Raw genomic sequence first — 22,147 nt, forward strand, 5'->3', positions numbered from 1 at the left:
CAGATTAACTTCTTAAGTGCCAGCAGCGTATTCAATAAAAAATTATGACCATCGAAATCGAATTAAAGTTCATTGCCACGCCGGAAGCGGCCGAAAAACTGGCTACAACTCTTGCAGCATGGCCTCATCAACATGTATCAGCGCGTGAGCTGACCAACATCTATTTTGAAACCGATGACAACCAGCTGCGGCGCTGGGATATGGGGCTGCGCATTCGCGGCGTTGACCAGCGCTATGAAATGACGCTCAAAGCGGCAGGAAAAAGCGTGGGTGGGTTGCATCAGCGACCGGAATATAACGTCGATATCAGCACGCCGGATCTGGACATCGCCTTGTTACCCGCCGAAATCTGGCCGCAGGGAACAGATGTGGCAGCGTTGCAGCAACGGCTGGAGCCCCTGTTCAGCACCCATTTCCAGCGCGAGATGTGGCTGGTGCAGTTTGCCAATAGCGAAATTGAGGTGGCGTTTGATCGCGGAGCGGTAGCCGCTGGTGAGTTCAGCGAACCTTTATATGAGGTGGAGCTGGAGTTGAAGCAGGGGCAGCGTAAAGATCTGCTGCAATTTGCCCAACAGCTTATTGCTATGGGTGGTTTGCGCCTCGGCAGCCTGAGCAAAGCCGCCCGCGGTTATCAGCTGGCACAGGGCAATACACCGCGTCCATTGCGCAACCTGCCGCTACTGAAAATCCCGGCAAAGGCGACGGTAGAGCAGGGCATGATCAACGCGTTGTCCGCAGGGCTGAATCACTGGCAATACCATGAAGAAGTGTGGTTGCGTGGTAATCCGGCAGCGCGAGCGTCGGTGCTGGAGGCATTAGAAACCCTGCGTCAGGCATTCTCGCTATTTGGTGCGCTGGTGCCGCGTAAAGCCAGCAGTGATTTGCGGCAGAAGCTGACCCGTATAGAAGAGTTGCTGGCCGATAGCCAGCAGGATGCGTCGGCTCTCAGTTTTTCACTCAGCTCTGTCGATGCTCAGTTAGCGCTTACTCACTGGTTGGTAGAGGCGCAATGGCAAAACTGGCTGGATGATAAGAGCAAAAGCAAACTGCAGGGTTCCTTCAAACGCTTTAGCGACATTATGCTGAGCCGTATCACCGCTGATTTGAAAGACACGTTTGCCGATGTGCAGCTGTTTAATGAGTTTCAGGATAAAGCCACGCGTCTGAATCGCCAGCTGCTGGCGGTGCATCTGCTGGCAGGGGCGTATCCGGCTGAAGAGGTGAACAACTGGCTGTCAGGCTGGCAGACATTGCAACATGCCATTGCCATCCAGCAGGAGCGAGGCCTGAATACGCTGGTGAATCAGGCGGTGAAGCAGGCCCCATTCTGGCTTAACAGCGGGACACCACGCTAACGCCACACAAAACAGAATCAGGGAGGGAAGATGTTGTTACCGTTATCGGCGCTGATGCAGGCGCAACTGACCAGTGCGGCGGAAAAGCTCAATGTGTCGCCCGACGCACTGACGCCTGAGCAGGCAGGTGCGCTCGCTTTCAGTGACTTTATTGTCGACAACCTGCAGCAGCACCCTGAGTGGTGGCAGCAGCTACAACAACAACCCCCTGAGCCTGATGAGTGGCAGTCGTATGCCAGCTGGCTGAATCAGACGCTACAAAATGTGGATGGCGAAGCCAGCCTGATGCGTGAGCTGCGTCTGTTCCGCCGCCATATGCTGGTGCGTATCGCCTGGATGCAGTGTCTGCATCAGGCCAGCACCACACAGAGTTTGCAACAACTCAGCGTGTTGGCCGAAACCCTGATTGCAGCAGCGCGTGACTGGGTATGGCAGGATTGCTGTCGCGATTTTGGCACCCCCTGCAATGAAGCCGGTGAACCCCAGCCGATGTTGATTCTTGGCATGGGCAAACTGGGCGGCAACGAGCTTAATTTCTCCTCAGATATCGACCTGATTTTTGCCTGGCCGGAAAACGGCGTAACCCGCGGTGGTCGGCGTGAACTCGATAATGCCCAGTTCTTTACCCGCATGGGCCAGCGTTTGATAAAAGTGCTCGATCAACCGACGGTGGATGGCTTTGTCTACCGGGTGGATATGCGTCTGCGTCCGTTTGGCGATAGTGGTCCTCTGGTGCTGAGTTTTGCCGCGCTGGAAGATTATTATCAGGAGCAGGGGCGCGACTGGGAGCGCTATGCCATGGTCAAAGCGCGTCTGATGGGCGATGACCAGGGACGCTGGAGCCAGGAATTGCAGCAAATGTTGCGGCCTTTTGTCTATCGCCGTTACATCGATTTCAGCGTCATCCAATCGCTGCGTAACATGAAGGGGATGATTGCCCGTGAAGTTCGCCGCCGTGGCCTGAAAGACAACATCAAGCTGGGTGCGGGCGGTATCCGCGAGACCGAGTTTATCGTGCAGGTCTTTCAGTTGATACGCGGTGGACGTGAGCGTTCACTTCAGCTGCGATCCTTGTTACCCACGCTTGCTGCGATTGGCGAACTGGGTTTACTGACGGCGCAGCAGGTAGAGCACCTGCGCGAGGCGTATCTGTTCTTACGTCGTCTGGAAAACCTGCTGCAAAGCCTGAATGATGAACAAACCCAGACGTTACCGGAAAACGATCTTGACCGTCAGCGCCTGGCCTGGGGCATGGGGGCAGCGGATTGGCCAACGTTGATTGCCAGCCTTGAACAGCATATGGCGGGTGTGCGTGCCATTTTCGATGAATTGATTGGCGACGATACGCCAGATATCGATGACCAGCGCGAGCTGGCCGAATTTGCGGTGTTGTGGCAGGACACGCTCGAAGAGAGCGAACTGGCGGCGCTGGTGCCGCAGCTGGATGAAGCACAGCAACGTGTGTTGTATGAAGCGCTGAACGCTTTTCGTCTGGATGTGGGGCGTCGCACCATTGGGCCACGCGGTCGTCAGGCGCTCGATCAACTGATGCCGCGCCTGCTGAGCGAGGTTTGCCCACGTCCCGATGCGGCGGTGATCCTTAGCCGCCTGACACCGCTGCTACTTGGTGTCCTGACGCGTAGCACCTATCTGGAGCTGTTAACCGAATACCACGGCGCGTTACGTCATCTGATTCGTCTGTGCGCCGCCTCACCGATGATTGCCAGCCAGCTGGCGCGTTATCCCTTGCTGCTGGATGAACTGCTCGACCCGGCGACGCTGTATCAACCCACCGCCACGGATGCCTATCGTGATGAACTGCGCCAGTACCTGATGCGCATTCCTACGGATGATGAAGAGCAGCAGCTGGAGGCGTTGCGCCAGTTTAAGCAGGCGCAGCATCTGCGCATCGCGGCAGCCGACATCGCCGAAACGCTGCCGGTGATGAAAGTGAGTGATCACTTAACCTGGCTGGCCGAGGCGATTATCGAATCGGTGGTTCAGCAGGCGTGGAACATGATGGTGCAGCGTTATGGGCGTCCGTCCCATCTGACTCATGACGGCGAACGGGGTTTTGCCGTGGTGGGTTACGGCAAGCTCGGCGGCTGGGAACTGGGCTATAGCTCTGACCTCGACCTGGTTTTCCTGCATGACTGCCCGGATGACGCGGTGACTGACGGCGAACGTGCCATTGATGGTCGCCAGTTCTATCTGCGTCTGGCACAGCGAGTGATGCATCTGTTCAGCACGCGTACCTCCTCCGGCATTTTGTATGAAGTGGACGCACGCCTGCGCCCGTCCGGTGCGGCCGGGATGCTGGTCAGCACGTTTGCCGCGTTTGATGATTATCAGCGTAACGAGGCCTGGACCTGGGAACATCAGGCGCTGGTGCGTGCGCGCATTGTGTTTGGCGAAGCGGCGCTGTGCGAACAATTCAATCAGATCCGACGCGGCATTCTCTGTCTGCCTCGTGATGAAGATACGCTGCGTAAAGACGTACGTGAGATGCGGGAAAAAATGCGGGCGCATCTGAGTAACAAACATAAAGGGCGCTGGGAAATCAAAACTGATGAAGGCGGCATTACCGATATTGAATTCATCGCGCAATATCTTGTCTTAGGCTACGCCGCCCGGCAGCCCGCTCTGACACGCTGGTCTGATAATGTGCGCATCTTTGAGCTGATGGCGCAGCATGACATTATGCCGGATGAGGAGGCACGAGCGCTGACGCATGCTTATGTCACCCTGCGCGATGCGTTGCATCATCTGGCTTTGCAGGAGCTGCCCGGTCATGTGGAGCCGGAAGCCTTTGTGGCTGAACGCGCCACGGTTAATGCCAGCTGGCAACGCTGGCTGGCTGAATCTGACAGCGCGGAACACTAAGCATTCTGTGCTATTATCCGCGCACTATTTTTATCGCAGTCTGGAGTCTCTGGAATGAAAGTAACACTGCCCGCATTTAACCAGGCCGCTGTGCTGGTTGTCGGTGATGTGATGTTAGACCGCTACTGGTATGGCCCTACCAGCCGTATCTCTCCTGAAGCACCGGTGCCGGTGGTGAAAGTGGATACCGTGGAGGAGCGTCCTGGCGGCGCGGCCAACGTGGCGATGAACATTGCAGCACTGGGGGCGGCTTCACGTCTGATTGGCCTGACCGGCGAAGATGATGCGGCGCGTGTGCTGAGCAGCACATTGCAGCAGGTGAAGGTGGACTGCGATTTCGTGGCGGTAAAAAGCCATCCGACCATTACCAAATTGCGCGTACTGTCGCGTAATCAGCAGCTGATTCGTCTCGATTTTGAAGAGGGGTTTGAGCAGGTCGATCCTGAACCGATCCATCAGCGTCTGCGTCAGTCGCTGGCCCAGGCGGGAGCGCTGGTGTTGTCTGACTATGCCAAAGGGGCGCTGAATAGCGTGCAGACCATGATCCAGCTGGCGCGCGAAGCCAAAGTGCCCGTATTGATCGACCCGAAAGGCACCGATTTTGCCCGCTATCGCGGTGCTACGCTGCTGACGCCGAATCTGTCAGAGTTTGAAGCGGTAGTTGGCAAATGCAAAAACGAAGACGAGATTGTCAGCCGTGGCGTGCAACTGATGGCCGATTATGATCTTTCTGCGTTGCTGGTGACCCGTTCAGAGAATGGGATGACCTTGCTGCAACCGGGTAAAGCACCGCTGCATCTGCCCACCCAGGCGCAGGAAGTGTATGACGTGACGGGTGCCGGTGACACGGTGATTGGTGTGCTGGCTGCGGTACTGGCTGCTGGTGAAAGCCTTGAAGAAGCGTGTTTCCTCGCGAATGCGGCGGCGGGTGTGGTGGTTGGCAAGCTGGGTACGTCAACTGTCAGCCCGGTTGAGCTGGAGAATGCGATCCATGCCCGCCCGGATAGCGGTTTTGGCGTTATGGACGAGGAACAGCTGAAAGCCGCGGTGGCAATGGCTCGCCAGCGCGGCGAAAAAGTGGTGATGACCAATGGTGTGTTCGACATCCTCCATGCGGGACATGTTTCCTACCTGGCGAATGCGCGCAAGTTGGGCGATCGTCTGATTGTGGCGGTTAACAGTGATGCGTCGACCAAACGCCTGAAAGGCGAGACGCGTCCGGTCAATCCGCTGGAAAATCGCATGATTGTATTGGGTGCACTGGAGGCGGTGGATTGGGTGGTGTCATTCGAAGAGGACACGCCGCAGCGCCTGATCGCTGAAGTGCTGCCGGATCTGCTGGTGAAAGGCGGTGACTATAAACCGGAAGATATCGCAGGCAGTAAAGAGGTGTGGGCCAACGGCGGTGACGTGCGGGTGCTCAACTTCGAAGACGGTATCTCTACCACCAATATCATCAAAACCATTCGCAGCCATTAAGCGGCATAAAAATGGGAGCCTCAGGCTCCCATTTTTTATTTGCTTTCTTCAGCCTTCACCACGTCAGCGGCGGGTGGCACGCTGCGGCTTTCCAGCTGAGCCAGACGCTGTTCCAGCGCCGCCAGTTTCTCGCGAGTACGCAGCAGAACCTGGGTCTGCACATCAAACTCTTCACGATTAACCAGGTCCATACGGGTTAATTGCGCCTGCAAAACCTGACGAATTTTCTTTTCGACATCGTCGCCAAATTCGCGAATTCCTTTCGGCATGGCTTCGTGCACCTGGCGAGCCAGTTGTTCAATTTTTTTCGTGTCGATCATGATAATTTCCTGGTTACGGGGCCGATGACAGCACGTGTTCGGTCTTTATAAGCCTTAAGTGTAATGCCAGAAACGAAAAGGTTAAACCTGAAATCTGCACAGCAGGAAATGCAAAAGCATTTGCGCTTTTGTTGATTGCCCGACCAGATGATTGGCGCTATAGTGATTTTGCTTATTCTCAGGGCGGGGCGAAATTCCCCACCGGCGGTAAATCAGCTTCGGCTGAAAGCCCGCGAGCGCTTCCACTGCAAAGTGGAAGGTCAGCAGATCCGGTGTAATTCCGGGGCCGACGGTTAAAGTCCGGATGGGAGAGGGTAACGACATCAAACGGGCTATGCCCGTGTCACGTTATTGCCATGTGTTTTTTACGCACTCCTAAGCTCGCCCTGATTCTGGTAACTCATATTTTAAATAAAGGTTTTTTACCATGAATCAGACGCTACTTTCTGAATTTGGCACGCCGGAACAGCGTGTAGAACGCGCCATCGATGCACTGCGTAATGGTCGCGGTGTGATGGTGCTGGACGATGAAAATCGTGAAAACGAAGGCGACATGATCTTTGCCGCCGAAACCATGACTGTTGAGCAGATGGCGCTGACCATCCGCCACGGCAGCGGCATTGTTTGCCTGTGCCTGACTGAAGAACGCCGTCAGCAGCTCGATCTGCCGATGATGGTGGAGAACAACACCAGCTCCTTCGGCACCGGTTTTACCGTGACTATCGAAGCCGCGCAGGGTGTGACCACTGGCGTTTCTGCCAAAGATCGTATCACCACTATTCGTACCGCTGTTGCTGATGGCGCGAAACCAAGCGATCTGAACCGTCCGGGCCATGTGTTCCCGCTGCGCGCCCGTGAAGGCGGCGTGCTGGCACGTGGTGGTCATACCGAAGCCACCATCGATCTGGTTACACTTGCTGGCTTCAAACCTGCGGGTGTGCTGTGTGAACTGACCAACGATGATGGCAGCATGGCGCATGCTCCGGAAGCGATTGTGTTTGCTAAGCAGCATGATATGCCGGTAGTGACAATTGAAGATCTGGTGGCGTATCGCCGTCAGCGCGAAACCCGTCAGGCAAGCTAAGCCGACACAGCATCCCCTGAGGCCGGATCATCATCCGGCCTTTTTTATGCCCCTTGCTTACCCCCTTTCTTATTCAAATTTCCTGATAAAGATCATCATGGTTATCAGCGTTAATCCGGCAACGAATCGGCGTATCTTAAGCTTAAGAAAACGACCTTCGTCAGAGGATTAATCATGAGCAACACCCGCATGCCCGCTCTGTTTCTCGGCCACGGTAGCCCGATGAACGTGCTGGAAGACAACCGCTATACCCAGGCCTGGCAACATCTAGGCGCAACACTACCGCGTCCACGCGCGATTCTGGCGGTATCGGCGCACTGGTACACGCGCGGCACGGCGGTGACGGCGATGAACAATCCGCGCACCATCCACGACTTCGGCGGTTTTCCGCAGGCGTTGTTTGATGTGCGTTACCCGGCTCCGGGTTCACCGGAACTGGCTCAGGAAGTGGCGGATTTGCTGGCACCGGTGGCGGTGCATCTCGATCAGGAATGGGGATTTGACCACGGCTCATGGGGCGTGTTGGTAAAAATGTATCCTGATGCCGATATCCCGGTGGTACAGCTGAGCGTCGATGGCACCAAACCCGCTGCCTGGCACTTTGAGCTGGGACGTAAACTCGCGGCGTTGCGTGATAGCGGCGTGATGATTGTTGCCAGCGGCAATGTGGTGCATAACCTGCGCATGTTACGCTGGGAAGGCGCAACTGAAGCCTATCCGTGGGCGGAAAGCTTCAACCAGTATGTGCTGGATAACCTGAATTATCAGGGTGATATCGAGAACAATCCGCTGGTGAATTACCTGCAACACGAAGGGGCGAAATTGTCTAACCCGACCCCTGACCATTACCTGCCGTTGCTGTACGTGCTGGGTGCGCGTGGCACAGATGAACCCGTGTCTATCCCGGTGGAAGGGATGGAGATGGGTGCTATCAGCATGCTTTCGGTTCAGGTGGGGTAACGTTGATGCCGCCCGCAATAGCTGCGGGCGGCAGCAGATTACTCAATAAAGGTGTGCGGATAGAAGCGAGACAGATCCTGCGTGATCAGTGCACGATCTTCACGTATCCCGATCCCAGCAGGTTGATCGTCAATCAGCCAGCTACCAATCAGCGTGTAGCTATCGCCAAATTTCGGCAGTGGATAGAACTCCTGCACAATCATCCCTTCTTCACCATATGGCCCATCGACACGCGCAATTTCCTGACCGTGTTCGATAATGCGGATATTGGCACCTTCACGCGAAAACAGCGGTTTCACCACGTATTTGTCCATCGGTGGCACATTGGCGGCATCGGCAAAGTAAGCGGGCAACAGGTTGGGATGATTTGGGAACATTTCCCACAACAATGGCAGCAAGGCTTTGTTGGAAATGATGCTTTTCCATGCCGGTTCCAGCCAGCGTACCCCGGCATCTGCCAGCTTGGTGGAGAACACCTCGCGCAGCATAAATTCCCACGGATAAAGCTTGAACAGGTTACTGATTATCTGATCATTGGGATCCGTAAACTGGCCTTTTTCACCTAAACCGATTTCGTCGATATACAGAAATTCACTCGGTAGACCGGCCTCGGTAGCACAATCCTGCAAATATTGCACTGTGCCGCGATCCTCTTCAGTATCCCGACAACAGGCGAAATGCAGCCAGTTAAAGCCATGCTGCTGATGTAACTCAGCGAAGCGGGCAATCAGCTTCTCCTGCAGGCTATTAAACTGGTCGCTTCCCTGCGGCAGGTTACCCGCATTCTGTTGATCTTCCAGCCAAATCCATTGGAAAAATGCCGCCTCATACAGTGAGGTTGGTGTATCGGCATTATTCTCCAGCAGTTTGATATCGCCCTTGCCGTCCCAGGCCAAATCGAGACGCGAATAGAGCGAGGGCTGGCGTGATTTCCACGAATCACGCACAAAGTCCCAGGTGTGCTTTGGAATGCAGAAGCGGGTGAGTAGTGCTTCACTGCTCACCACTTTATCCACCACCTGGAGGCACATCTGATGCAGCTCCGCAGTGGTATCTTCCAGCTGCTCAATTTGCGCCAGCGTGAACTGGTAATACGCCTCTTCACTCCAGTAAGGTTCGCCATGCATGGTGTGAAACTGAAAACCATACTCGGTGGCCTTTTCGCGCCAGTCCGGGCGCTCGGTGATGGCAATACGTTGCATGATGCTGCTTAGCCTCCCAGCGAGCGGGAGCTGGTGCCGGTGGCACTGCTGCGCTGCATGGTATTTTGTTTCGCTACTGTTTCACCAAAACCGCCACGGGTGATGGTTGACGTGGTGGCGGGTTTTGGTGCCATGGCGGTTTTCGGCACGTTCATGGTACGGCCAGAGGTTGCCGTTCCGTAGTTCTTACCGGATGCATCAACAAACTGGCCATTCGCCGGGCTGTTGGGGGTTTTGGGTGAGAACAACGGCTGCTGCGCAAAACCTGCGCCACCGCCCATCATACGACCCATCATATAACCGGCCATCAGTGGCATCCAGAAGCTGCCACTCTGCTGGGCTTCGGCATTGGTGCCCGCCTGAGCAGGGGTCTGCTGACACTGGTTTTCACCAAATTCCGCCACACAATCTTCACGCGTCGCGTATTTAGGGGCGGTGCGTTCCGCTTCTTTCTTCGCGTTGTTATACGCGGTGGTACATTGTGCGCTCTGGCTCGGATTGGCCTTGGCGCAGTCGTCTGCATTCTGATAAAGCGAGACGGTTTCGTCACTCTGTTCGCAGCCAGCCAGCATAAACACGGCGGTCACCGCGAGTGCCACTGGCGTTAAATGGCGTGCCTGCCAGCTTTTACGGAAAGCGGCATGTCGAATATTTTTAGTCCGTTTCATTTCATTTCATCCTGTGCCCAAAGGTAACGCATAGGATAAGGGGTGAGTGGTTGAAATTAAAGCGACAGGCCGGATGGTGAGGGGATCTTTACGTAGCTATACGTTTGAATGAGAAAGGGGCCGTAAACGGCCCCGAATTCACTTAGTTACTGAACGGATTACCGCTGGTGCGTGCCGCTGCCGGGCGCGCTTTTGCCGCAGCGGGTGCTGCTGAAGACGCTTTCGGACCGTTATCCACACGCGCAGCCTGCTGCGTATTTTCCGGCGCAACGGCTTCCGGAGACGTAGAAGTCTCTTTACCCAACTGAGCATTCAACTGCTGCAGATCCTGTTCATTCAACGTACCCAGCGCATATTTGATGTTGAGCTGGTTAATCATGTAGTTATAACGTGCATCAGCCAGTTGCTGTTTAGCGTTATACAGGGTGGTGGTGGCATCCAGCACATCAACGATGGTACGGGTACCGACCTGATAACCGGCTTCCATCGCATCCAGCGAGCTTTGCGATGAGACCACAGCCTGTTTGTAAGCATCGATGCTGCTGATTGAGGCGTTCACGTTGTTAAAGGAAGAACGTACGGTCTGAATCGCGCTGCGATGGGCACTTTCCAGTTGTTCACTGGCGCTGACAAAGCTGTACTGCGCCTGTTTAACCTGTGACGTCACCGAGCCACCACTGTACAGCGGCAGTGAGAAGCTCAGACCAACCTGGTTAGAACCGGTGATGGAGTCAGAGGTGCTGGAACTCTGGTTCGCACGGCTACCACCGTATTTGCTGTTAGACAACCCCGTGGAGGCGGTTAAATCCAGTGTTGGCATATGACCAGTTTCTGCGGAGCGAATCTGCTCGCGTGCCAGATCCTGGCTCAGACGTGCTGACAACAGGCTCAGGTTGCGGCTTTCTGCTTCTTTCAGCAGTGAATTAACGGCATCCGGACGGGTCGTTTTGAAACGATCAATATTCAGTTCCGCCAGAGACAGGTAATCCATACCGGTGATTTGGCGCAATGCCTCAACCATATTGTCGAGGTTATTACGCGCGGTCACTTCACTGGCCAGTACGCTGTCGTATTGAGCACGGGCGTTCTGCACGTCAGTGATCGCCACCAGGCCTACGTTGAAGCGCTGTGTGGTTTGATCCAGTTCGCGGTAGATCGACTGTTTCTGTGCTTCGGTATAAGAAAGCGTATCAATGGCATTCAGCACATTAAAGTAAGCGGTCGCGGTGTTCAGGATCAGATCCTGCTGGGCAACCTGATAGGTGACATCCTGAATACCGGCAGTTTTTTCCTGCAACGTCAGCGCACGCCATTTCGACATATCGAAAATCGTTTGGGTTAATTGCAGTGATGCGCTGGTCGTGTTGGAATGAAGGCCGCTGTTGTCGCGGTAACCGTTGTTATAGGTATAATCTGCGCCAAGACCCAGCTGCGGCAGTAATGGACTGCGTGCTTCATTAATTTTCTCAAAAGCGGCATCGCGATCAGCAGCAGAAGCGCGCAACGTCGGGTTGCTTAAACGCGCCTGTTGATACACCTGCAGCAGGTTCTCTGCCTGGCTGGCAAGGCTGAAACCGCCCAGGCTCAATCCAATAAAAAGTGGGAGCAGTTTTTTCATTTGCATTCCTTTTGTTGCAGCAAATTGCACTGGTAGCGCTGCAGGTAAGCCAAAAAATAATCGCCGATTCTAGCAGAGACGGCGCGACAGATAAGTTGGCTGAACGTGCCTTCTTCCTCTAATTTACGTAAATAATTCAGAAAGAACCACTCGGATGGAGCACAAGGGTTGGCTTTTCTTCGCTCCATCCCAATCTGCATAAGGAGCCAGAAGATGGCTGATGAAAAAAAATCCCCTGTGACTTTCACAAAAAACGATGTAGAAATTATTGCACGCGAAACACTTTACGACGGTTTTTTTTCTATTGTTCGTTATCGTTTTCGCCACCGTCTTTTTAATGGTGAAATGAGCGGTGAAGTGCAGCGCGAAGTTTTTGAGCGCGGCCACGCTGCTGTCCTGCTACCCTATGATCCCCTGCGTGATGAAGTTGTGCTGATCGAACAGATCCGCATCCCGGCGCTTGATGCCAGTGCAACGCCCTGGCTGCTGGAAATGGTGGCCGGGATCATTGAACCCGGTGAAACCATCGAACAGGTGGCGCGCCGCGAAGCGGTGGAAGAGGCGGGCCTCAAGGTTGGGCGCACCAAACCGATAGTGAGTTACCTTGCCAGTCCAGGCGGCACCTCAGAGCGCCTGTCGATTCTGGTCGGGGAAGTGGATGCCAGCCAGGCAGAGGGAAATCACGGGCTGGAGGAAGAGAATGAGGATATTCTTGTCCATGTGGTGAGCCGCGAACAGGCCTATCGCTGGGTGGAAGAGGGGATTATCGATAACGCTGCGTCTGTCATCGCCCTGCAATGGCTGGCGTTGCACCATGAGAAACTAAGAGAAGAGTGGAAGCCAACATGAGACAGCGCTATACCCCTGACTTTCCCGAAATGATGCGCCTGTGCGAGACCAATTTCGCTCAGTTACGCCGCCTGCTGCCTAAGGGCGACGAAGCAGGTGCTTCGGTGACCTATCAGGTGAATGGCGCCAGTTATCAGCTGACCATCGAGGAATCAACGCGTTACACTACGCTGGTGGAAATTCGCCAGGTAGCCCCTGCGGTGAGCTACTGGAGCCTGCCGTCGATGTCAGTGCGGCTCTACCATGATGCGATGGTCGCTGAAGTGTGTTCCACACAGCAGATCTATCGTTTTAAAGCGCGCTATGATTATCCTAATAAAAAATTGCATCAGCGCGATGAAAAACATCAGATAAACCAGTTCCTTGCGGATTGGTTACGCTATTGCCTGGCACACGGTGCCGTGGCATTGCCCGTCTGCTGATAGCGTATAATGTGCGCAATAGCGTGGAGATTAAGGAAACGCTTTGGATAGCCTGCTAACTCTTCCTGCGGCGAGTGGGGCCGATATCAGGATTTTACAAATCACGGATACCCATCTTTTCGCAGGAAAACACCAATCGCTGCTTGGGGTGAATACCTGGTCGAGTTTTGATGCAGTGCTGGACGCCATTGAGGCGCAGCAGCGCGATTACGACCTGATTATCGCCACGGGGGATCTTGCTCAGGACCATTCGGTCGAAGCTTATCAGCATTTCGTAACAGGTATTGCACGTCTGCCTAAACCCTGTGTCTGGTTGCCCGGCAACCACGATTTTCAGCCCGCGATGGTCAATACGCTGGCCGAAGCGGGGATTGCGGCGGATAAGCATGTGCTGCTGGGTGAATACTGGCAGCTGGTACTGCTGGATAGTCAGGTCTTTGGCGTTCCACACGGGATGCTGAGTGAATATCAGCTGGAATGGCTGGAAAAAACGCTGGCTAAATTTCCAGAGCGCCACACGCTGGTGTTACTGCATCACCATCCGCTGGCGTCCGGTTGTACCTGGCTGGATCAGCACAGCCTGCGCAATCCTCATCAGCTGGAAGCGGTGCTGCAAAACTTCCCGCGCGCGCGTAATCTGGTGTGTGGTCATATCCATCAGGAACTGGATCTCGACTGGCATGGCCGTCGCGTACTGGCGACGCCATCAACCTGTGTGCAGTTCAAACCGCACTGCACCAACTTCACCATTGATACGGTGGCGCCAGGCTGGCGCTGGTTTACGCTTAAGCCAGACGGCATGCTGCAAACTGAAGTGAATCGTCTGCAAACTGACGCATTCCGACCTGATCTTGACTCCGAGGGTTACTAAACGATGGCGGCGCTGATTTATCTGCACGGATTCAACAGCTCACCGCAATCGGCAAAAGCCACGCAGCTACAGCAGTGGATGCAGCAACAGCATCCTGCAATCCAGGTGATTGTGCCGCAACTGCCCCCGTTTCCTGCCGATGCGGCCATGGTGCTGGAAGATCTGGTGCTGGAGCATGCGGGTGAAACTCTGGGGTTAGTGGGATCGTCGCTTGGCGGCTATCTGGCGACCTGGTTGTCACAATGTTTTATGCTGCCTGCGGTGGTGGTGAATCCCGCCGTAAGGCCCTTTGAACTGCTGGTGGATTATCTCGGTGAGAACCGGAATCCCTACACCGGTCAGCAATATGTGTTAGAGTCACGCCACATTTACGATCTGAAAGTAATGCAGATTGACCCTCTGGAAGCACCCGATCTAATCTGGCTGTTGCAACAGACTGGCGATGAAGTTCTCGACTACCGTCAGGCGCTGGATTATTACAGCGCATGTCGTCAGACGGTCGAAGAGGGCGGCAATCATGCTTTTACCGGATTCGAACGCCATTTTACGCAGATTGTTGATTTTCTCGGGTTGAACCACCCCTGACAACTGTGTAGTGTGCCAATTTTCATATTGCTAATCAGACTGTTACGATGAGCCAATCAAGTTATAATGCCGATGCCATTGAGGTCCTGACCGGCCTTGAACCTGTACGTCGTCGTCCTGGCATGTACACCGACACCACACGCCCTAACCATTTGGGCCAGGAAGTGATCGATAACAGCGTCGATGAAGCGCTGGCTGGTCACGCCAAACGGGTTGAAGTGATTCTGCACGCCGACCAGTCACTGGAAGTCATTGATGACGGCCGTGGCATGCCGGTGGATATCCACCCGGAAGAGGGGGTGCCGGCGGTTGAGCTGATCCTTTGCCGTCTGCATGCGGGCGGTAAATTCTCGAATAAAAACTACCAGTTCTCCGGCGGCCTGCACGGCGTGGGCATCTCGGTGGTCAACGCCCTGTCGAAACGTGTTGAAGTCACGGTGCGCCGGAATGGCGAGGTCTACAACATCGCGTTTGAGAACGGCGATAAAGTGCAGGATTTGCACGTTACCGGTACGGTAGCGAAGCGCAACACCGGGACCAGCGTACACTTCTGGCCGGATGAGAGTTTCTTCGACAGCCCACGCTTTTCCGTTTCCCGCCTGAGCCACCTGCTGAAAGCCAAAGCAGTGCTGTGCCCGGGGGTGGAAATCGTCTTTAAAGACCAGGTCAACAATACCGAGCAGAGCTGGTGTTACCAGGACGGTCTGACGGACTATCTGTGCGAAGCGGTTAACGGGCTGCCGACGCTGCCGGAAAAACCCTTTGTTGGCAGCTTTGCCGGTGAAGTGGAAGCGGTTGACTGGGCGTTGCTGTGGCTGCCGGAAGGCGGCGAACTGTTGACGGAAAGCTACGTCAACCTGATCCCGACCATGCAGGGCGGTACGCACGTTAACGGCTTGCGTCAGGGTCTGCTGGATGCGATGCGTGAATTCTGCGAATTCCGCAATATCCTGCCACGTGGGGTGAAACTCTCGGCGGAAGATATCTGGGATCGTTGCGCGTATGTGCTGTCGGTAAAAATGCAGGATCCGCAATTCGCTGGACAGACCAAAGAGCGCCTGTCATCACGTCAGTGTGCTGCCTTTGTTTCGGCAGTGGTGAAAGATGCTTTCAGCCTGTGGCTGAACCAGAACGTGCAGGCCGCAGAACAACTGGCGGAACTGGCGATCTCCAGCGCACAGCGTCGTATGCGTGCGGCGAAAAAAGTGGTGCGTAAAAAACTCACCAGCGGACCGGCGCTGCCGGGCAAACTGGCGGACTGCACCGCGCAGGACCTGAATAAAACCGAACTGTTCCTCGTGGAAGGTGACTCCGCAGGCGGCTCGGCCAAACAGGCGCGCGATCGTGAGTATCAGGCGATCATGCCGCTGAAAGGTAAGATCCTGAATACCTGGGAAGTCTCCTCGGATGAAGTGTTGGCTTCGCAGGAAGTGCATGATATCTCGGTCGCGATCGGTATCGATCCTGACAGCGACGATCTCAGCCAACTGCGTTACGGCAAGATCTGTATCCTGGCGGATGCGGACTCCGATGGTCTGCACATTGCCACGCTACTGTGCGCGTTGTTTGTGAAGCATTTCCGCTCGCTGGTGAAAAATGGCCACGTGTATGTGGCGATGCCGCCGCTTTATCGTATCGATCTCGGCAAAGAAGTGTATTACGCCCTGGATGAAGACGAGAAAGAGGGCGTGCTGGAGCAGCTGAAACGTAAAAAAGGCAAGCCGAACGTGCAGCGCTTTAAAGGTCTGGGTGAAATGAACCCGCTACAGCTGCGCGAAACCACACTCGATCCCAACACCCGCCGCCTGGTACAGCTCACCGTCAGCGATGACGATGTGGAGCAGACCCTGCGCGTGATGGATATGTTGCTGGCGAAGAAACGATCTGAAGACCGCCGTAACTGGTTGCAGGAAAAAGGCGATTTAGCCGACATCGAAGTTTAAGAAATCAGGGCGCTGCGGCGCCCTTTTTTATCGGCACCGCTATAGGAAGCAAACAGTGAAGATCACGCTGGAAGAGTTACGCGCCTGGGTGACGGTGGTGGATACCGGTTCGATCACCAGCGCCGCCGAGCAGCTGGAACAAACCAGTTCCGGTATCAGTCGGGCGCTCACCCGTCTTGAGAGCAAACTCGCTACCACCTTGCTGCATCGCACCACACGCCGCCTGGCGCTGACAGAGGAAGGACAAATCTTCCTCGAACACGCCCGTCAGATTCTGGCATCGGTGGAGCTGGCAGAAGAACAGATTATCCAGCGACGTGATATTCCTGCCGGACGTTTACGCGTCAACGCCGCGGCTCCCTTTATGCTGCATGTGATTGTGCCGCTGGTGGACGAATTTCGTCAGCGTTTCCCACAAATCCAGCTGGAGCTGAACACCGACGATATCGTGATTGATCTGCTGGAGCAGCAAACCGACATTGCTATCCGCGTGGGTGAACTGCGTGATTCCACGCTGCGTGCCAGGGTGCTGGGCAGCAGTGCTATCCGGCTACTGGCCAGCCCGGCTTATCTGGCAAAGCATGGCGAGCCGGAGACGGTAGCCAGTTTGCAGCAGCATCAACTGCTGGGTTTTAGCCAGCTTGAGGCTCACAACGTCTGGCCGGTCTGGCAACAGGAAGGGGTGTTTTTGCGTGTCAGGCCAACGCTGGCGGCATCGAGTGGCGAAACTCTGCGTCAGCTGGCGCTGGCGGGTCAGGGCATTGTACGTCTGTCGGATTTTGTCAGCCGTGAGGATCGTGCCAGTGGCAGGCTGGTGCAGATTCTGGCAGCAGAAACCCGCGAGCTACGTTTACCGATTCACGCGGTGTATTACCGCAATCAATCACTGGCTTCGCGTATCCGCTGTTTTCTGGATTTTTTGCGGGAAAAAATTGAGCAAAATGGCTTGCTATAAGCACCTGTAGCGGCGCGATTTATCGCGCAATCTTTTGGGCGCGAGAACCAACCCCGCGCGATAAATCGCGCCGCTACGGGTGATATGATTATTTAGCCGCTTCCAGTACCAGAATCTTCACATCCACCACATCATCTTTAATGATGGCGCGGTGCGCATCCATATGCGGCATCTGCTGATGCTGTTCCAGATGGCGCAGCGATTCCCATTGCTCCAGCATAAAAATCGAGTCCGGGGAGTTGTGCTTCCACGGCACCTGCGCCTGGTGATCCACCAGCGCATCGTATTGATGGCAACCTTCTTCCTGCAACACGGTGGGGATCAGGCGGTTAATCGCTTCCAGTACCGCCGCACGGCGTCCCGGTTTGATACAGATTTCAGCAACCACAGTCAGCATGAGATGTCCTTTTTTTACCGTTGTGCTTACAGTTAAGCAAAAATTTGGCTGAGATGAGTCCGATAACGTTCGATATCACGCGGCACGTCCGGTTGCTTAATCACATCATTACAAATAAAAGTCGGCAACCCGGTCATACCGAGGAATTGGTTGGCTTTATGGAAATGCAGATACAGGCCGTCAACCCCCACACCTTCAAAGAATTGTTCAGGATCGGTGAAGGCCTCCAGTGGCGCATTCCAGGTCAGCGACAGCATATATTTTTTGCCCTGAATCAGGCCACCAGAACCGTATTTTTTGCTGGCGTCGGCGCGGCTACGACCGTCGCTGGCATAGAGTGAGCCATGGCCTTCAGTAAACACGTCATCGATATACTTTTTCACTGTCCAGGGTTCGCCCATCCACCAGCCCGGCATCTGATAAATCACCACGTCGCTGGCGAGATATTTTTCTACTTCGTCGGCAACCACATAGTTGCTGTCCGCCACGGTGACGCTAACGTCATGACCCAAATCGCGCAGCAGGCTGGCTGCCACCTCGGTTAGCGTATGGTTCAGCTCGCCTTTCGAATGGGCGAAGGTTTTACCGCCATCAATAATTAAAATTTTGCTCATGCTACATGCGCTCCATGTGAGAAATTTATGCTCACTCTACGCGCGCGCGCGATGGGGAAAAATGTGTTTTGGATCACAAGACTTTTGCTTTTAACGCAATAATGCGTCAGCGTGTGGAACAATCTGCAAGCAAACACTACACAGAGAAGAAAAATGAAAACCATGTTATTCAGTGCGTTACTTCTGGTCAGCGGCGTTGTCCAGGCGCAATCCCATCTTGATCAGGTACGTGACAGCAAAACCCTTAAAGTCTGCACCACAGGGGATTACAAACCTTACAGTTATCTGCGCAGTGACGGGCAGTATGAAGGGCTGGACATCAGCATGGCAGAATCGCTGGCGGAAAGCCTGGGTGCCAAAGTGCAGTGGGTGCCCACCACCTGGAAAACCCTGAGCGAAGATTTTGTCACGCGGAATTGCGACATTGCGCTGGGTGGTGTGTCGGTCACGCTGAAACGCCAGCAAATTGCCTGGTTCGCGAAGCCGCTGGGTGTGGATGGCAAAATCCCGCTGGTGCGTTGTGCCGACAAAGCGAAGTATCAAACCATCGACCAAATTAACCAGCCGCAGGTACGCGTGATTGAACCGGCGGGTGGCACCAATGAAGCCTTTGTGCACAGCCATTTGCCCAATGCCTCGCTGACGTTGTTCCACGATAACGTCACCATTTTTCAGCAGCTGGTGGATAAAAAAGCGGATGTGATGATTACCGACGCGTCAGAAGCGTTGTTCCAGCAGAAGCACTATCCACAGCTGTGTGCGCTCAATCCGGAACAACCGATGCAGTACGGTGAGAAGGCCTATATGATCCCGCGCGATGATATGAGCTGGAAACAGTACGTTGATCAGTGGCTGCATCTCAGCACCGCCACCGGTGATTATGCGCGTATCGCAGAGCAGTGGCTGGGTGTGATCAAATAACCCAATTGCACCCGTAGCGGCGCGATTTATCGCGCGCCCTGGCCCTTAAAACCAGTGCGATAAACCGCGCCGCTACGCCGAACGGCATCCCGCAATTAACGATACAAGCTGGCTTTGCCCAACCCGCCAAACAGGTTCATTTTGTAGCGAATCACCCCTTTCGCCGCCGCGATGGCTTCCGGGTAGATGACATTCGGGTCCCACCAGGTTTCCCGCGCCAGAATCTCGCGCACTTTCTGGAAGTAGGCGAACTTCATATCGCTGGAGATATTAATTTTCCCCACCCCCAGTGTCACCGCCTCGGCAATCTCGGCATCCGGGTTAGCGGAGCCGCCATGTAATACCAAAGGAATGGTCACACGCTGCGAAATGTCCTTAAGAATATGCATCTGCAATTCCGGCTTCATATTTTTCGGATAGATGCCGTGCGCGGTGCCAATCGCCACCGCCAGAGTATCCACGCCGGTGCGCTGGATAAAATCCTCTGCCTGCGCCGGTTCGGTGTAAATCACCTTGCTGACGCCGCCTTCCACCGTGGTGCCGGTATCGCCGATGGTACCCAATTCACCTTCGACCGACACCCCGACTGCATGAGCCAGCTTCACCACCTCTTTGGTCAGTGCGACGTTCTCTTCATAGGGCAGCAGCGAACCATCAATCATGACCGAGGTAAAGCCGCACTGGATGGCGCGCAGCACCTGAGCAATGGAGGCTCCGTGATCAAGGTGAATGGTGAAAGGCACTTTGCTTTTCAGCGTACGTTCCCGCACGTAGCCAAAGAACTCATCGGTGACAAACTCCAGTTCACTGGGGTGGATCGAGATGATGGCTGGCGTGTTTGTCGCCTCAGCTTCTTCCACCACGGCGCGAATAAAGCAGCTATCCGCGACGTTAAAAGCGCCGATGGCAAAACGGTGTTCACGGGTAGGTGCCAACATCTCTTTCATAGAAATCAACATGTTATATTTTCCTTCAGGTGATGTTTAGTCAGGGCCGACGGCAGCGCCGACCCGATGATGAATAAAATTGGGAAAATCTGTGATTTATCGCGCGGGTGTCAGGCTTTGCCCGCCGAACCCGACCAGCTCAGGTACTCGGCCACCACTTCGCGGCAGGCGGATTCCATCAGCCCGAGCAAATCCGCCAGCTCGGCGTGTGGATGCTGTTTCATGGCCTGCTGCAACGCGTTCTTACCGGCATCAAATACCGCGGCACCGACGTTAATCTTGGCGACGCCAAACTGGCTGACGCGGCGCAGATCCCCGGCGGGTGTTCCCGAGCCACCATGCAGCGCCAGCGGGAGGGGGGAGACGGCATGCAGTTCCTGCAAGCGCTGGAAATCAATTTTCGGCTGCACGCCAGCCGGATACAGCCCATGCGCCGTACCCACCGAGACCGCCAGAAGATCGATCCCGGTTTGCTCAACGAACGGCAGCACATCTGCTACCTGGGTCATCTTTACGGCGGCATCGGCCAGTTCATAAGTCGGGGCATCGGCGATATGCCCCAGCTCGCCTTCAACGCATACTCCAGCGGTATGCGCCATCTTCACTACCTGCGCGGTTTGACGAATGTTTTCCGCCAGTGGCTCGGATGATGCATCGATCATCAGGCCGGTAAACCCGGCGCGAAATGCCTGTCCAATCAGCGGAAAGGCTTTGCCGTGGTCAAGGGCCAGCGCCACCGGCACCGTGGCATCTGCTGCCAGCGCCCGTACCAGCGGCACCGCCACGGGGGGAGGGAAATGTGCGCTATGCCCCTGATACACATTGAGGATCAGCGGAGCGCGCTGCTGTTCGGCGGCCTGAATGGCGGCGCGCGTGGTCTCAAGGTTAAAGCAGTTGATCGCCAGCACTGCGTACCGCTGCTGCGCTGCTGCCCGAATCAGGTCATTCATCATGGCAAACATGGTGGCTCCTTATTCCAGAGTGAATTTGATCTCTTCATCGCGGACGCCAGGGGCCTCCACATCGTCGAACTCTTCATCCGCCTGGGTAACGGTTTTCTTCATTAGCGACAGCATCACGCCACACACCACGGTGCCGATGCCAAGCGCCAGACAGAACAGCCAGGGTTTGGTGAACAGCGGCACCACAAACATACCGCCGTGCGGTACCGGTGCTTCCACGCCCCAGACCATGATCAACCCACCGGCAATGGCTGAGGCCACCACGCAGCTGGCAACCACGCGCAGCAGGTCACGCGCGGCTATCGGAATTACGCCTTCGGTGATCATGCAGATCCCCATCGGGAAGGCGGCTTTCAGCGCCTCTTTTTCTGCTTTGGTGTACTTGTGACGCGTCAGCAGGAAGGAGAGGGTGATGCCGAAAGGCGGAATCATCGAACCGACAAACTTCACCGCTTCCGGCCCGTAAATACCATCGACCAGCATGCCATCGGCAAACAGCGACATGGTTTTATTGATGGGGCCGCCAAAGTCGAAGGTGGCCATGGCACCGAGAATCGCGCCCATCACAAACTTCGAGCCGCCCTGCATCGATTCCAGCAAATGAATCAGCGTCTGCTGCAACCAGACAATCGGCTGGCCGATGAAGGTCATCATCAGTAGTCCGGCGATGATGGTACTGAGCAGCGGCAACACCATGATCGGCATCAGGCCCTGCATCGACTGCGGCAATTTAATGGTGCGGCGCAGCAGCAATACGGTGTAGCCAACCAGGAAGCCGCCGAGAATGCCGCCGATAAAGCCGGTGCCAATCTGGCCGCAGATAAAGCCGACGATCAAACCCGGGGCAAAGCCGGGGCGATCGGCGATCGAGTAAGCGATCGCCGCGCTGATCAACGGGACGATCAGTCCCATGCCCCAGCCGCCGATCTGGTTAAGCATCCAGGCAAGGGTGCCGGTGTGTTTACCGACATCCGGTCCACCAATCACCTGGCCTAAGGCGATACAGATCCCGGCGGCGACGATCAGCGGGATCATCCAGGAGATGCCAGTGAGCAGATGTCCTTTGATCTCCTGACCATACTGACGTTTGTTGTCATTCATGATGGATCTCC

At 55.2% G+C, this 22,147-nt stretch carries 21 protein-coding genes and 1 riboswitch; of the genes, 12 read left to right on the forward strand and 9 right to left on the reverse strand.

Annotation, left to right across the window (positions count from 1 at the left end):
* Positions 1-44: 44 nt before the first annotated feature.
* From RCF31_RS15945 to hldE, 3 genes are read left to right on the forward strand one after another with little or no spacing between them, the layout of a single operon-like run.
* On the forward strand, positions 45-1,355 hold the full coding sequence (locus RCF31_RS15945; RefSeq protein ID WP_416411662.1) for an inorganic triphosphatase: 1,311 nt from the start codon (positions 45-47) through the stop codon (positions 1,353-1,355).
* A gap of 30 nt (positions 1,356-1,385) precedes the next feature.
* A complete protein-coding gene (glnE, locus tag RCF31_RS15950) occupies positions 1,386-4,238 on the forward strand; it encodes a bifunctional [glutamate--ammonia ligase]-adenylyl-L-tyrosine phosphorylase/[glutamate--ammonia-ligase] adenylyltransferase (RefSeq protein WP_416411663.1) in 2,853 nt (950 codons plus the stop codon).
* 54 nt (positions 4,239-4,292) lie between these two features.
* On the forward strand, positions 4,293-5,717 hold the full coding sequence (gene hldE / locus RCF31_RS15955) for a bifunctional D-glycero-beta-D-manno-heptose-7-phosphate kinase/D-glycero-beta-D-manno-heptose 1-phosphate adenylyltransferase HldE (RefSeq protein ID WP_084876863.1): 1,425 nt from the start codon (positions 4,293-4,295) through the stop codon (positions 5,715-5,717).
* Between the two features lie 35 nt (positions 5,718-5,752).
* Here the strand turns inward: hldE and ubiK are convergent, their stop codons facing one another.
* Positions 5,753-6,037 carry a ubiquinone biosynthesis accessory factor UbiK gene (ubiK, locus tag RCF31_RS15960; RefSeq protein ID WP_084876862.1) on the reverse strand — a complete coding sequence of 95 codons (285 nt, stop codon included), beginning with the start codon at positions 6,035-6,037 and terminating at the stop codon, positions 5,753-5,755.
* A 170-nt stretch (positions 6,038-6,207) separates the two neighbouring features.
* Positions 6,208-6,357: riboswitch (FMN riboswitch) on the forward strand.
* Between the two features lie 107 nt (positions 6,358-6,464).
* Here ubiK and ribB point away from each other — a divergent pair.
* Together ribB and ygiD are read left to right on the forward strand one after the other, a co-directional pair.
* Positions 6,465-7,121, forward strand: coding sequence for a 3,4-dihydroxy-2-butanone-4-phosphate synthase (gene ribB / locus RCF31_RS15965; RefSeq protein WP_299459502.1), 657 nt, complete (start codon positions 6,465-6,467; stop codon positions 7,119-7,121).
* Positions 7,122-7,295: 174 nt separating this feature from the next.
* Positions 7,296-8,081 (forward strand): 4,5-DOPA dioxygenase extradiol, encoded by a 786-nt coding sequence (ygiD, locus tag RCF31_RS15970; RefSeq protein WP_416411664.1) that lies wholly within the window; start codon positions 7,296-7,298, stop codon positions 8,079-8,081.
* A gap of 38 nt (positions 8,082-8,119) precedes the next feature.
* On the opposite strand, the gene RCF31_RS15975 is transcribed toward ygiD, so the two are convergent.
* The 3 genes from RCF31_RS15975 to tolC all read right to left on the reverse strand — a co-directional run bounded on the left by RCF31_RS15975 (position 8,120) and on the right by tolC (position 11,569).
* A complete protein-coding gene (locus RCF31_RS15975) occupies positions 8,120-9,283 on the reverse strand; it encodes a glutathionylspermidine synthase family protein (RefSeq protein WP_416411665.1) in 1,164 nt (387 codons plus the stop codon).
* Positions 9,284-9,291: 8 nt separating this feature from the next.
* Complete coding sequence (locus RCF31_RS15980; protein ID WP_299459511.1) at positions 9,292-9,951, reverse strand: DUF1190 family protein; 660 nt, start codon at positions 9,949-9,951, stop codon at positions 9,292-9,294.
* Between the two features lie 142 nt (positions 9,952-10,093).
* Positions 10,094-11,569 carry an outer membrane channel protein TolC gene (gene tolC / locus RCF31_RS15985; protein WP_416411666.1) on the reverse strand — a complete coding sequence of 492 codons (1,476 nt, stop codon included), beginning with the start codon at positions 11,567-11,569 and terminating at the stop codon, positions 10,094-10,096.
* Positions 11,570-11,782: 213 nt separating this feature from the next.
* On the opposite strand from tolC, the gene nudF reads away from it, so the two are divergent.
* From nudF to RCF31_RS16015, 6 genes are read left to right on the forward strand one after another with little or no spacing between them, the layout of a single operon-like run.
* The gene (nudF, locus tag RCF31_RS15990) at positions 11,783-12,418 is read left to right on the forward strand and encodes an ADP-ribose diphosphatase (protein WP_416411667.1); all 636 of its coding nucleotides are present in this window, start codon (positions 11,783-11,785) and stop codon (positions 12,416-12,418) included.
* Positions 12,415-12,840 carry a DUF1249 family protein gene (locus RCF31_RS15995; protein WP_084876855.1) on the forward strand — a complete coding sequence of 142 codons (426 nt, stop codon included), beginning with the start codon at positions 12,415-12,417 and terminating at the stop codon, positions 12,838-12,840. Before nudF ends, RCF31_RS15995 begins: the two co-directional genes overlap by 4 nt.
* Before the next feature lie 43 nt (positions 12,841-12,883).
* Complete coding sequence (cpdA, locus tag RCF31_RS16000; RefSeq protein ID WP_299459522.1) at positions 12,884-13,711, forward strand: 3',5'-cyclic-AMP phosphodiesterase; 828 nt, start codon at positions 12,884-12,886, stop codon at positions 13,709-13,711.
* Positions 13,712-13,714: 3 nt separating this feature from the next.
* A complete protein-coding gene (yqiA, locus tag RCF31_RS16005) occupies positions 13,715-14,296 on the forward strand; it encodes an esterase YqiA (RefSeq protein ID WP_299459524.1) in 582 nt (193 codons plus the stop codon).
* Between the two features lie 47 nt (positions 14,297-14,343).
* On the forward strand, positions 14,344-16,239 hold the full coding sequence (parE, locus tag RCF31_RS16010) for a DNA topoisomerase IV subunit B (RefSeq protein ID WP_299459526.1): 1,896 nt from the start codon (positions 14,344-14,346) through the stop codon (positions 16,237-16,239).
* A gap of 55 nt (positions 16,240-16,294) precedes the next feature.
* A complete protein-coding gene (locus tag RCF31_RS16015) occupies positions 16,295-17,194 on the forward strand; it encodes a LysR substrate-binding domain-containing protein (protein ID WP_416411668.1) in 900 nt (299 codons plus the stop codon).
* Positions 17,195-17,282: 88 nt separating this feature from the next.
* Here RCF31_RS16015 and RCF31_RS16020 read toward each other — a convergent pair whose 3' ends face one another.
* Positions 17,283-17,591: a putative quinol monooxygenase gene (locus RCF31_RS16020; protein WP_299459532.1), complete on the reverse strand. Its 309-nt coding sequence runs from the start codon at positions 17,589-17,591 to the stop codon at positions 17,283-17,285.
* Between the two features lie 32 nt (positions 17,592-17,623).
* Positions 17,624-18,205, reverse strand: coding sequence for an NAD(P)H-dependent oxidoreductase (locus RCF31_RS16025; protein WP_313685878.1), 582 nt, complete (start codon positions 18,203-18,205; stop codon positions 17,624-17,626).
* Positions 18,206-18,358: 153 nt separating this feature from the next.
* On the opposite strand from RCF31_RS16025, the gene RCF31_RS16030 reads away from it, so the two are divergent.
* On the forward strand, positions 18,359-19,126 hold the full coding sequence (locus tag RCF31_RS16030) for a transporter substrate-binding domain-containing protein (protein WP_416411669.1): 768 nt from the start codon (positions 18,359-18,361) through the stop codon (positions 19,124-19,126).
* A 95-nt stretch (positions 19,127-19,221) separates the two neighbouring features.
* On the opposite strand, the gene RCF31_RS16035 is transcribed toward RCF31_RS16030, so the two are convergent.
* The 3 genes from RCF31_RS16035 to RCF31_RS16045 form a co-directional block, all read right to left on the reverse strand.
* Complete coding sequence (locus RCF31_RS16035; protein WP_084876847.1) at positions 19,222-20,085, reverse strand: ketose-bisphosphate aldolase; 864 nt, start codon at positions 20,083-20,085, stop codon at positions 19,222-19,224.
* 98 nt (positions 20,086-20,183) lie between these two features.
* The gene (locus tag RCF31_RS16040) at positions 20,184-21,035 is read right to left on the reverse strand and encodes a class II fructose-bisphosphate aldolase (protein WP_299459544.1); all 852 of its coding nucleotides are present in this window, start codon (positions 21,033-21,035) and stop codon (positions 20,184-20,186) included.
* 9 nt (positions 21,036-21,044) lie between these two features.
* Complete coding sequence (locus RCF31_RS16045; RefSeq protein ID WP_084876845.1) at positions 21,045-22,136, reverse strand: PTS fructose transporter subunit IIC; 1,092 nt, start codon at positions 22,134-22,136, stop codon at positions 21,045-21,047.
* Between the last annotated feature and the right edge of the window lie 11 nt (positions 22,137-22,147).

Source organism: Pantoea sp. App145, from assembly GCF_047947045.1.
In the GTDB taxonomy this organism is placed as follows: Bacteria; Pseudomonadota; Gammaproteobacteria; order Enterobacterales; family Enterobacteriaceae; genus Pantoea.

Coding starts and splice junctions, on each gene's coding strand:
- RCF31_RS15945 (WP_416411662.1), top strand. CDS start 45: ATGACCATCGAAATCGAATTAAAGTTCATTGCCACGCCGGAAGCGGCC.
- glnE (WP_416411663.1), top strand. CDS start 1,386: ATGTTGTTACCGTTATCGGCGCTGATGCAGGCGCAACTGACCAGTGCG.
- hldE (WP_084876863.1), top strand. CDS start 4,293: ATGAAAGTAACACTGCCCGCATTTAACCAGGCCGCTGTGCTGGTTGTC.
- ubiK (WP_084876862.1), bottom strand. CDS start 6,037: ATGATCGACACGAAAAAAATTGAACAACTGGCTCGCCAGGTGCACGAA.
- ribB (WP_299459502.1), top strand. CDS start 6,465: ATGAATCAGACGCTACTTTCTGAATTTGGCACGCCGGAACAGCGTGTA.
- ygiD (WP_416411664.1), top strand. CDS start 7,296: ATGAGCAACACCCGCATGCCCGCTCTGTTTCTCGGCCACGGTAGCCCG.
- RCF31_RS15975 (WP_416411665.1), bottom strand. CDS start 9,283: ATGCAACGTATTGCCATCACCGAGCGCCCGGACTGGCGCGAAAAGGCC.
- RCF31_RS15980 (WP_299459511.1), bottom strand. CDS start 9,951: ATGAAACGGACTAAAAATATTCGACATGCCGCTTTCCGTAAAAGCTGG.
- tolC (WP_416411666.1), bottom strand. CDS start 11,569: ATGAAAAAACTGCTCCCACTTTTTATTGGATTGAGCCTGGGCGGTTTC.
- nudF (WP_416411667.1), top strand. CDS start 11,783: ATGGCTGATGAAAAAAAATCCCCTGTGACTTTCACAAAAAACGATGTA.
- RCF31_RS15995 (WP_084876855.1), top strand. CDS start 12,415: ATGAGACAGCGCTATACCCCTGACTTTCCCGAAATGATGCGCCTGTGC.
- yqiA (WP_299459524.1), top strand. CDS start 13,715: ATGGCGGCGCTGATTTATCTGCACGGATTCAACAGCTCACCGCAATCG.
- parE (WP_299459526.1), top strand. CDS start 14,344: ATGAGCCAATCAAGTTATAATGCCGATGCCATTGAGGTCCTGACCGGC.
- RCF31_RS16020 (WP_299459532.1), bottom strand. CDS start 17,591: ATGCTGACTGTGGTTGCTGAAATCTGTATCAAACCGGGACGCCGTGCG.
- RCF31_RS16025 (WP_313685878.1), bottom strand. CDS start 18,205: ATGAGCAAAATTTTAATTATTGATGGCGGTAAAACCTTCGCCCATTCG.
- RCF31_RS16030 (WP_416411669.1), top strand. CDS start 18,359: ATGAAAACCATGTTATTCAGTGCGTTACTTCTGGTCAGCGGCGTTGTC.
- RCF31_RS16035 (WP_084876847.1), bottom strand. CDS start 20,085: ATGTTGATTTCTATGAAAGAGATGTTGGCACCTACCCGTGAACACCGT.
- RCF31_RS16040 (WP_299459544.1), bottom strand. CDS start 21,035: ATGTTTGCCATGATGAATGACCTGATTCGGGCAGCAGCGCAGCAGCGG.
- RCF31_RS16045 (WP_084876845.1), bottom strand. CDS start 22,136: ATGAATGACAACAAACGTCAGTATGGTCAGGAGATCAAAGGACATCTG.